The 9,263-nt window shown below is 68.4% G+C and carries 7 protein-coding genes; 2 read left to right on the forward strand and 5 right to left on the reverse strand.

All coding sequences use genetic code 11. From position 1 onward, the window contains the following. Positions 1–20 precede the first annotated feature (20 nt). The 5 genes from IHD13_RS12100 to glyA are packed head-to-tail and all read right to left on the reverse strand — an operon-like array spanning position 21 to position 6,660. The gene (locus tag IHD13_RS12100; protein ID WP_195861307.1) at positions 21–656 is read right to left on the reverse strand and encodes a sarcosine oxidase subunit gamma; all 636 of its coding nucleotides are present in this window, start codon (positions 654–656) and stop codon (positions 21–23) included. After that, entirely contained in the window at positions 649–3,699 is a 3,051-nt protein-coding gene (locus tag IHD13_RS12105; RefSeq protein ID WP_195861308.1) for a sarcosine oxidase subunit alpha family protein, read from the reverse strand. Before IHD13_RS12105 ends, IHD13_RS12100 begins: the two co-directional genes overlap by 8 nt. After that, positions 3,696–4,037 carry a sarcosine oxidase subunit delta gene (locus IHD13_RS12110; RefSeq protein WP_195861309.1) on the reverse strand — a complete coding sequence of 114 codons (342 nt, stop codon included), beginning with the start codon at positions 4,035–4,037 and terminating at the stop codon, positions 3,696–3,698. Before IHD13_RS12110 ends, IHD13_RS12105 begins: the two co-directional genes overlap by 4 nt. Positions 4,038–4,049: 12 nt before the next feature. Next, a complete protein-coding gene (locus IHD13_RS12115) occupies positions 4,050–5,300 on the reverse strand; it encodes a sarcosine oxidase subunit beta family protein (RefSeq protein ID WP_195861310.1) in 1,251 nt (416 codons plus the stop codon). A 46-nt stretch (positions 5,301–5,346) separates the two neighbouring features. Continuing rightward, positions 5,347–6,660 (reverse strand): serine hydroxymethyltransferase, encoded by a 1,314-nt coding sequence (gene glyA / locus IHD13_RS12120; RefSeq protein ID WP_195861311.1) that lies wholly within the window; start codon positions 6,658–6,660, stop codon positions 5,347–5,349. Between the two features lie 213 nt (positions 6,661–6,873). Between glyA and IHD13_RS12125 the strand changes: the two genes are divergently transcribed. Next, a complete protein-coding gene (locus tag IHD13_RS12125; protein ID WP_195861312.1) occupies positions 6,874–7,767 on the forward strand; it encodes an AEC family transporter in 894 nt (297 codons plus the stop codon). Positions 7,768–7,899: 132 nt separating this feature from the next. Then, complete coding sequence (locus IHD13_RS12130; protein ID WP_195861313.1) at positions 7,900–9,033, forward strand: PQQ-dependent sugar dehydrogenase; 1,134 nt, start codon at positions 7,900–7,902, stop codon at positions 9,031–9,033. Positions 9,034–9,263: the final 230 nt, after the last annotated feature.

Raw genomic sequence — 9,263 nt, forward strand, 5'->3', positions numbered from 1 at the left:
CCCGGCCTTGATCATTGCTTTCAGCGTACCACGCCGATGGCGTACTCCTCGCCGGCGTCGAGCAGCCAGCGATAACAGTAGTCGGCGAAGCTGCGGCGTACCACCAGTTCCCAGCGCTCCTCGGAGGGGCGGCGGACGATGGCGGTGGCCTTGGCGAAGACCGTGGTCACGCCCCGGCCCACCGGGAAATGGCTGGGATGAACGTCGTAGATCACCGTCTTCATCAGCAGCTCACGGGCCGCCTCGCCTTCCAGTTCCAGCAGGGTCTGGCCGCCGCTGAGGTCGCTGATGGCGTAGTGGGCGTCACCCAGGCGCTCGCGCAGCCGGGTCTCCAGCTCGAACTCCTCGCCGCCGGGGACGATCACCAGCCACTCGTCCGGGGAGAGCCACTGGATCGAGCGCTCGCCGCGCTCGTCCTGGACCAGCTCCTGGGGCTCGCCGGGCAGGTTCAGGCCCAGCACCTCGCGCACCGCCTCGTCGAGGACGATGGCGCCGCCGCGCAGCACCAGCTGGCCCAGCAGGGCCCGCTCGCGCAGGGTGACGCGGCTCTCGGGACCGGCCGCCGGGGCTCCGCTGCGGCGGTAGCTGTAGGCCAGCGGCGACTCCACCGGGATGGCGCTATCGGTACGGGTATCGAAGGTAGCCGCGTTAGACATTCTGGCGCTCTCCCTTGGGGTCGTAGAAGATCGGGCTGACGATTTCGGCTTCATGGGTCTGGCCGTCCGCCATGGGCAGGTAGACGGTCTCGCCCATCTTCTTGTGGCCACCCTTGACCACCGCCAGGGCGAAGCCGGAGTCCAGGGTCGGGCTGTAGTAGCTGGAGGTCACGTGCCCGGCCATCGGCATGGGGATGGCGTGCTTGGGATCGAAGACGATCTGCGCACCCTCCTCCAGTACCACCTTGGGGTCCTTGGGCTTGAGGCCCACCAGCTGCTTGCGGTTCTCGCGCTTGGTATCGGAGCGGGTCAGGGCCCGCTTGCCGATCCACGAGAACGGCTTGTCATAGCCCACGCACCACTGCATCCCCAGGTCTTCCGGGGTCACCGAGCCATCGGTGTCCTGGCCGACGATGATAAAGCCCTTCTCGGCGCGCAGGACGTGCATGGTCTCGGTGCCGTAAGGGGTCAGGCCGTACTTCTCGCCGTGCTTGAAGAGGGTCTGCCAGACGTGCATGGCGTAGTTGGCCTGGACGTTGATCTCGAAGGTCAGTTCGCCGGTGAAGGAGATGCGATAGACCCGCGCCGGCACGCCCGCCACCTTGCCGGAGCGCCACTCCATAAACTTGAAGCTCTCCTTGTCGAGATCGATATCGGTGATCTCGGCCAGCAGCTTGCGCGCCTCGGGGCCGGTGATGGTCATGGTGGCCCAGTGGTCGGTCACCGAGCTGAAGTAGACGTCCAGCTCCGGCCACTCGGTCTGGTGCCACAGCTCCAGCCACTCGAGGATCGCCGCGGCGCCGCCGGTGGTGGTGGTCATCAGGAAGTGGTTGTCGGCCAGGCAGCTGGTCACGCCGTCGTCGGTGACCATGCCGTCGTCCTTGCACATCAGGCCATAGCGGCACTTGCCGACCGCCAGCTTCTCCCACTTGTTGGTGTAGACCCGGGCCAGGAACTCCCGGGCGTCGGGGCCCTGGATATCGATCTTGCCCAGGGTCGAGGCGTCGAGGATGCCGACCTTCTCGCGCACCGCGCTGCACTCCCGGGCCACCGCCTCGTGCATGGTCTCGACCTTGCCGTTGACGCGCTGCGGGTAGTACCAGGGGCGCTTCCACTGGCCCACGTCCTCGAACTCGGCGCCGTTCTCCACGTGCCACTGGTGCAGGGCGGTGTAGCGCTCCGGGTCGAAGAGGTCACGGCAGTGGCGGCCGACGATGGCGCCGAAGGTCACCGGGGTGTAGTTGGGACGGAACACCGTGGTGCCCACCTCGGGGATGGGGCGACCCAGGCAGCGAGCGGCGATGGCCATGCCATTGATGTTGCCCAGCTTGCCCTGGTCGGTGCCGAAGCCCATGGCGGTATAGCGCTTGACGTGCTCGATGGACTCGAAGCCCTCGCGGGTGGCCAGCTCGATGCCCGCCGCGGTGACGTCGTTCTGCAGGTCGACGAACTGCTTGGGCGCGCGCAGGGTCGGCTTCTCGTGGGGCACCTGGAAGAGCGCCGCGGCCGGGCCCTGCTTGAGGGTCTTGACCTGGGGCAGGCTCACCGCCGGGGCGGCGTGGCCGGTGACGGCGGCGGCCTTGATGCCGACCTCCACGCCCTCGGCGAGCACCTCGCCCAGGGCATAGGTGCCCTTGGCCCCGCCACAGGCGTGGACGCCCTTCACCAGGCTCGGCACGAAGCCGAGGATATCGTCGCGCCAGGTGGGCCGGGCGCCGGTGTGGGACGCCAGGTGAATCACCGGGCTATAGCCGCCGGAGCTGGCGATGGTGTCGCAGGCCAGCTCCTGGACCGGACCGTTCACCTGGAAAGCGTCGATATCGATCTTGGCGACCCGCGCCGCGCTGACGCGGCTGGACCCCTTGGCCTCGATCACCGCGCTGCCGGTGATGATCTTGATGCCCTGGGCGCGGGCGGCTTCCACCCACTCGCCGGCGGGCGACTGACGGGCGTCGACGATGGCCACTACCTCGCGACCCGCCTCCTTCCAGTCGAGGGCGGCGCGATAGCCGTAGTCGTTGCTGGTGGTCAGCACCAGCTTGTGGCCCGGCGCCACGCCATAGCGGCGGATATAGGTGGAGACGGCGCCGGCCAGCAGGTTGCCCGGCACGTCGTTGCCGGCATAGACCAGCGGCCGCTCGTGGGCGCCGGTGGCCAGGATCACCTGGCCGGCACGCACCCGGTGCATGCGGGCGCGCACCTGGCGGCGTCCCTTGGCCAGGGGCGCGGTCTCGCCGAGATGCTCGGTGCGCCGCTCGTGCAGGGTGACGAAGTGGTGGTCGTGGTAGCCGTTGGCGGTGGTGCGCGGCAACAGGGTAACGTTCTCGCACCCGGCCAGCTCCTCGAGCACCTTGGCCACCCACTGGTCCGCCGGCTTGCCATCCAGGGTCTCGCAGCTGTCCAGCAGCGAGCCGCCCATCTCCTCCTGCTCGTCGGCGACGATCACCCGGGCGCCACTGCGCGCGGCGGCCAGGGCCGCGGCCAGGCCGGCGGCACCGCCACCCACCACCAGCACGTCGCAGTGCTGGTGCAGGTGATCATAGATGTCCGGGTCGGCTTCCATGGGGCTGCGCCCCAGGCCGGCGGCCTTGCGGATGTACTTCTCGTAGGTCATCCACAGCGAGGCCGGGGCCATGAAGGTCTTGTAGTAGAAGCCCGGGGGCATGAACTTGCCGCCCAGCTTGCCGAACAGGCCCATCAGGTCGCGCTGCACATTGGGCCAGCCGTTGGTGCTGCGGGCGGTCAGGCCGGCGAACAGCGCCTGCTGGGTGGCGCGCACGTTGGGCACCTGGGCCGCCTCGGTGCTGCCCAGCTGAACGATGGCATTGGGCTCCTCGGCGCCGGCGGCGACGATGCCCCGGGGCCGCGAGTACTTGAAGCTGCGGTTGACGATATCCACGCCGTTGGCCAGCAGCGCCGAGGCCAGGGTGTCCCCCGGGTGCCCCTGGTAGCTCTGGCCATTGAAGGTGAAGCTCAAGGTACGGGAGCGATCGATCCGACCGCCCTTGGCCAGGCGGTGCACTTGTTTCTTGGACTGGCTCATGCGCGCACTCCTTCTTGACGGCTGGCCGCCACGGCCTCGCGGGGCTGGCCCTGGGCATCGGCGGTGATCGACGGCTGCTCGCCCATCTTGTAGGTCTCGAGGATCTCGTAGGTCACGGTGTGACGCGTGACGTTGAAGAACTTGCGGCAACCCACCGCATGCACCCACAGCTCGTGATGCACGCCCCGGGGGTTGTCACGGAAGAAGAGGTAGTCGCCCCACGCCTCGTCGCTGCACGCCTCCGGGTCCTTGGGTCGCTCGAGATGCGCCTGGCCCTTGGGGTGAAACTCCTCTTCCTCGCGGTATTCGCCGCAGTAGGGGCAATAGATGTAGAACATGGCGAATTCTCCTTAGTGGGCCACGCCGGCGGCGCCGTGCTCGTCGATCAGCGCCCCGCTATGGAAGCGGAACATGGAGAAGGGCTCGGCGATGGGGTGCATCTCGCCCTTGGCCAGGCTGGCGGCGAACACATGGCCCGAACCCGGGGTCGCCTTGAAGCCACCGGTGCCCCAGCCACAGTTGAAGAACAGGCCCTTCACCGGGGTCTTGGAGAGGATCGGACAGGCATCCGGGCAGGTGTCGACGATGCCGCCCCACTGGCGGTTCATGCGCACCCGGGAGAAGATCGGGAACATCTCGACGATGGCCTGCAGGGTGTGCTCCACGGTGGGGTAGCTGCCACGCTGGCCATAGCCGTTGTAGCCGTCGATGCCGGCGCCGATCACCAGGTCGCCCTTGTCGGACTGGCTGATGTAGCCGTGCACGTGGTTGGACATCACCACGGTGTCGAGGACCGGCTTGATCGGCTCGGAGACCAGGGCCTGCAGCGGATGCGACTCCAGCGGCAGATTGAACCCGGCCATCTTGGCCAGCACACTGGAGTTACCGGCGGCCACGCAGCCCACGGTCTTGGCCTCGATATCGCCACGGTTGGTGTGCACGCCATAGACCTGGCCGTCGCGGATCTTGAAGCCGGTGACCTCGGTCTGCTGGAGGATATCCACGCCCAGCGCATCGGCGCCCCGGGCATAGCCCCAGGCCACGGCGTCGTGACGGGCCACGCCGGCGCGGGGCTGCCAGGAGGCCCCCATCACCGGGTAGCGGGCGTTCGAAGAGCAGTCCATGATCGGCACCAGCTCCTGCACGCCCTTGGCGTCCAGCACCTCGCCGTCGATGCCGTTCAGGCGGTTGGCATTGACCCGGCGCTGGATATCGCGCATGTCCTGCAGGGTGTGGCCCAGGTTGAGCACGCCCCGCTGGGAGAACATCACGTTGTAGTTCAGGTCCTGGGAGAGCCCCTCCCACAGCTTCATGGCATGCTCGTAGAGGGCCGCCGCCTCGTCCCACAGGTAGTTGGAACGCACGATGGTGGTGTTGCGCGCGGTATTCCCGCCACCCAGCCAGCCCTTCTCGATCACCGCCACGTTGGTGACGCCGAACTCCTTGGCCAGGTAGTAGGCGGTCGCCAGGCCGTGGCCGCCGCCGCCGACGATGATCACGTCGTACTGCTTCTTCGGCGTGGGATTGCGCCACTGGCGCTGCCAGTTCTCGTGGTGGCTAAGCGCGTGCTTGACCAGCCCGAAGCCAGAATAGCGTTGCATAGGGGTCTCCTCAGTTCGGCCTCGCCGGGTGGGCCCGGCGGCCGGTTCAAGCGATGGTTTCGACGGCGCTCTCGGCGGCGACGCTGTTGGCCGCGCCATAGACCGGATGCCGGGCACACACCTCGGCGACCTTGGCCTGCACCTCGGTCTCCACGGCCGCGGTGTCGCCGCCCTCGGCCAGGGCATCCAGGATGTCGCAGATCCAGCCGGCCAGCTCGGTGCACTCGGCGGCATCGAAACCGCGGGCGGTGACCGCCGGGGTACCGAGGCGCAACCCGGAGGTGACGAAGGGGCTCTGCGGGTCGTTGGGCACCGAGTTCTTGTTGACGGTGATATGGGCGCGCCCCAGGGCGGCGTCCGCATCCTTGCCGGTGACGCCCTGCTTGATCAGCGAGACCAGGAAGAGGTGGTCGTCGGTGCCGCCGGAGACCACGTCATAGCCACGCTCGATAAAGACCTCGGCCATGGCCCGGGCGTTGGTGATCACCTGCTGCTGGTAGCGCACGAAGTCCTGGCTCATGGCCTCCTTGAAGGCCACCGCCTTGGCAGCGATGACGTGCATCAGCGGGCCGCCCTGCTGGCCCGGGAAGACCGCGCCGTTGAGCTTCTTGTGGAGGGCCTCGTCGCCATGGGCGGAGAGGATCAGGCCGCCGCGGGGACCGCGCAGGGTCTTGTGGGTGGTGGTGGTGACCACATGAGCGTGGGGCAGCGGGCTCGGGTAGAGACCGGCAGCGACGAGACCCGCCACATGGGCCATATCCACCATCAGGTAGGCGCCCACTTCGTCGGCGATGGTGCGGAAGCGGCGCCAGTCGACCACCCGGGAGTAGGCGGAGAAGCCGGCGATGATCATCTTCGGCTGATGCTCGCGGGCCAGGCGCTCGACTTCCTCGTAGTCGATCTCGCCGGTCTCCGGGTTGAGGCCGTACTGCACGGCGTTGTAGTGCTTGCCGGAGAAGTTGGGGGCGGCGCCGTGGGTCAGGTGGCCGCCGTGGGCCAGGCTCATGCCCAGCACGGTGTCGCCCGGGGAGACCAGCGCCATGAAGACGGCGGCGTTAGCCTGGGCACCGGAGTGGGGCTGGACGTTAGCGTAGTCGGCGCCGAACAGGTCGCAGGCGCGCTCGATGGCCAGCGCCTCGACCTTGTCGACGAACTCGCAGCCACCGTAGTAGCGCTTGCCCGGGTAGCCCTCGGCATACTTGTTGGTGAGCTGGGAGCCCTGGGCTTCCATCACCGCGCGGCTGGTGTAGTTCTCAGACGCGATCAGTTCGATATGGGCCTCCTGACGGGCCACTTCTTCGGCGATAGCCGCGGCCAGGGGGGTGTCGTATTGCGCCAGGCTCTCGTTGCGCAGGGTCATGTCGGCCTCCAGAGATTGTTGTGGTTTGCGGCGATGGTATCCCTGGGCCTGGGGGCCAAGATGCTTGGCGACGTCACGACCCGGTGCGTTTGCGACACGAGTGTCGCGACTGACAAACTTTTTCCCGAACGCCGGATTCGGGTGAATTCGTTTGCCCTCTAAGCATCCGATTCACGACAATGGGCGTCCCCTTACCGCCAGCGAGGAGCGCCCATGCTTGTCGAACTCTTTGCCGTGATGGCCCCGGTCTTTATCGGCGCCAGCCTGGGCTTCCTGTGGGTGCGCCTGGGCCACCCCTATCCGGTGGAGTTCGTCACCAAGCTGGTCTTCAATATCGGCACCCCGGCGCTGATCCTCGCCTCCCTCTCCGGGGCCGAGGTGGATGCCGGAAGCTTCGGCCTGACCATGCTCGGCACCCTGCTGGTACTCACCGCCATGGGCCTGGCCAGCTTCCTGGTGGCGCCGCTGCTCGGCAAGCCCTGGCGGGTGGTGATCTCGCCGATGATGTACCCCAACACCGGCAACATGGGCCTGCCGGTGGTGCTCTACGCCTTCGGCAGCGCCGGCTTCGCCTTCGCCATCGCGGTGATGGTCACCGTCTCCCTGGTGCAGTTCACCTTCGGCACCGTGATGGCCAGCCAGGGCAATCCGCTGCGTACCCTGGCCCGCACCCCCACCGTCTATGCCATCGCCATCGCCCTGGCGATCCTGCTCAGCGACACCCAGGTGCCGCTGTGGCTCGACAACACCCTGGACCTGATCTCCGGCTTCACGGTGCCGCTGATGCTGATCACCCTGGGGGTCTCGCTGGCCAGCATCCAGGTCAAGAGCCTGAGCGCCGGGGTCGGCTTCAGCCTGATCCGTACCCTGGCGGCGGCGACGCTGGCCTACCTGGTGGGGTGGCTGCTGGGGCTGCCGCCCCTGGCCCACGGCATCCTGGTGCTGCAGATGAGCATGCCCATCGCCGTCTTCAATTACCTCTTCGCCCAGCGCGCCGGCCGCGAGCCCGCCTATGTGGCCAGCCTGGTGTTCTGCTCCACCCTGCTGGCCTTCCTCTACCTGCCGCTGCTGCTGGCCTTGCTAAAGGGCCTGCTGCCGCCGGTCTGACCCGGATCAAGCCGGCCGGGCCGGGGGGGCTCCCCCCCCGGCGAGCGCCTTGCCGACGGCCGGCGGGTGCGCCTGGACGACCGAACGCCCCCGCGCCTAGGCTGGAGGCATCGTCGACACAGGAGAGGTCCCATGCCGCTATCCCGCGCCCTGCTCACCGGCCTGCTGGTCGCCCCCCTGCCCCTTCAGGCCGCCGAGGTGCTTCACGAGCGCCTGACCAGCGAGCGCCACGACTTCCGCCTGGTGCGCCTGGCCGATGAGCTGAGCCACCCCTGGGCCCTGGCCCTGCTGCCGGACGGCCGTGCCCTGATCAGCGAGCGCGGCGGTCGCCTCTGGCTGCTGGAGGGCGATGAACGGCGCGCCCTCGACGGCCTGCCGGAGATCGTCAGTCGCGGCCAGGGCGGCCTGCTCGACCTGGCCCTTCATCCCGACTACGGCAGTGGCGACGGCGACAACGACTGGCTCTACTTCACCTACTCCCGCCCGGGGCCCGGCGGCAGCGCCAGCGCCCTGGCTCGGGCCCGGCTCGGCGACGGCGGCCTGACCGAGCTCGAGCCCCTCTTCGTCCAGGACCGCTATTCCGACCCGGGCCGTCACTACGGCTCGCGGCTGGCCTTCCTGCCCGACGGCAGCCTGGCCATGAGCATCGGCGACCGGGGCCGCGACCCATCCCGCGCCCAGGACGGCGGCGACCACGCCGGCAGCGTGCTGCGCCTGACCGATGCGGGAGGCGTGCCGGCGGACAACCCCTTCGTCGATGACCCCGCCGTGCTCGACGAGCTCTACAGCCTCGGCAACCGCAATATCCAGGGCCTGACGGTGGACGGCGAGGGCCGCCTCTGGGCCAGCGAACACGGCCCCCTGGGCGGCGACGAGCTCAACCTGATCGAGGCCGGCGAAAACTACGGCTGGCCGGAGGTGAGCCTGGGCCGGGACTATATGACCCGGCGCCCCATTGGCGACGACAGCCGCCCCGGGATGCGCGACCCGGCCTTCGTCTTCGAGGGGCGCTTCGCCCCCTCGGGGCTGGCCTTGGTGAGTGGCGACGCCTTCCCCGGCTGGCAAGGCAACCTGCTGGCCGGCGGCCTGCGCAGCGAACGCCTGGTGCGCCTGGTGATCGACGGCGACCGCGTGGTGGTACGCGAGGTGCTGCTGGAGGGAGAGATCGGCCGTATCCGCGACGTGCGCGCCGACCCCGACGGCCGCATCTACCTGCTCAGCGACGAGAGCGACGGCGGCCTCTACCGGCTGGAACCGCGGGAGTAGCATAGGTGTGGGGGGCGGCGCTGGCCGTCGCCTCCTGACTACTGCGGGCCCATCCATAGCCGGGGGGAGAGCGGTCAGGGGCCCCTCTATCGCCTGTTAATCTGGGCGCTGGCCGGCAATGGGAGGTATGCGCTTATGCGGCTTTAAGCGATACCTGAATTCAACCAATAAGCGCAGCACCTGATGTGTCCAGTGCTCCTGAATACTCGCCCAGAAATACCAGGGCGGGT

It is taken from the genome of Halomonas sp. 328, assembly GCF_015645095.1.
Lineage (GTDB): Bacteria > Pseudomonadota > Gammaproteobacteria > Pseudomonadales > Halomonadaceae > Bisbaumannia.

What these genes read in the sequence shown, in the direction of transcription:
- IHD13_RS12115 (WP_195861310.1), bottom strand. Translation starts at nt 5,300, where the DNA reads ATGCAACGCTATTCTGGCTTCGGGCTGGTCAAGCACGCGCTTAGCCAC.
- IHD13_RS12100 (WP_195861307.1), bottom strand. Translation starts at nt 656, where the DNA reads ATGTCTAACGCGGCTACCTTCGATACCCGTACCGATAGCGCCATCCCG.
- IHD13_RS12110 (WP_195861309.1), bottom strand. Translation starts at nt 4,037, where the DNA reads ATGTTCTACATCTATTGCCCCTACTGCGGCGAATACCGCGAGGAAGAG.
- glyA (WP_195861311.1), bottom strand. Translation starts at nt 6,660, where the DNA reads ATGACCCTGCGCAACGAGAGCCTGGCGCAATACGACACCCCCCTGGCC.
- IHD13_RS12125 (WP_195861312.1), top strand. Translation starts at nt 6,874, where the DNA reads ATGCTTGTCGAACTCTTTGCCGTGATGGCCCCGGTCTTTATCGGCGCC.
- IHD13_RS12105 (WP_195861308.1), bottom strand. Translation starts at nt 3,699, where the DNA reads ATGAGCCAGTCCAAGAAACAAGTGCACCGCCTGGCCAAGGGCGGTCGG.
- IHD13_RS12130 (WP_195861313.1), top strand. Translation starts at nt 7,900, where the DNA reads ATGCCGCTATCCCGCGCCCTGCTCACCGGCCTGCTGGTCGCCCCCCTG.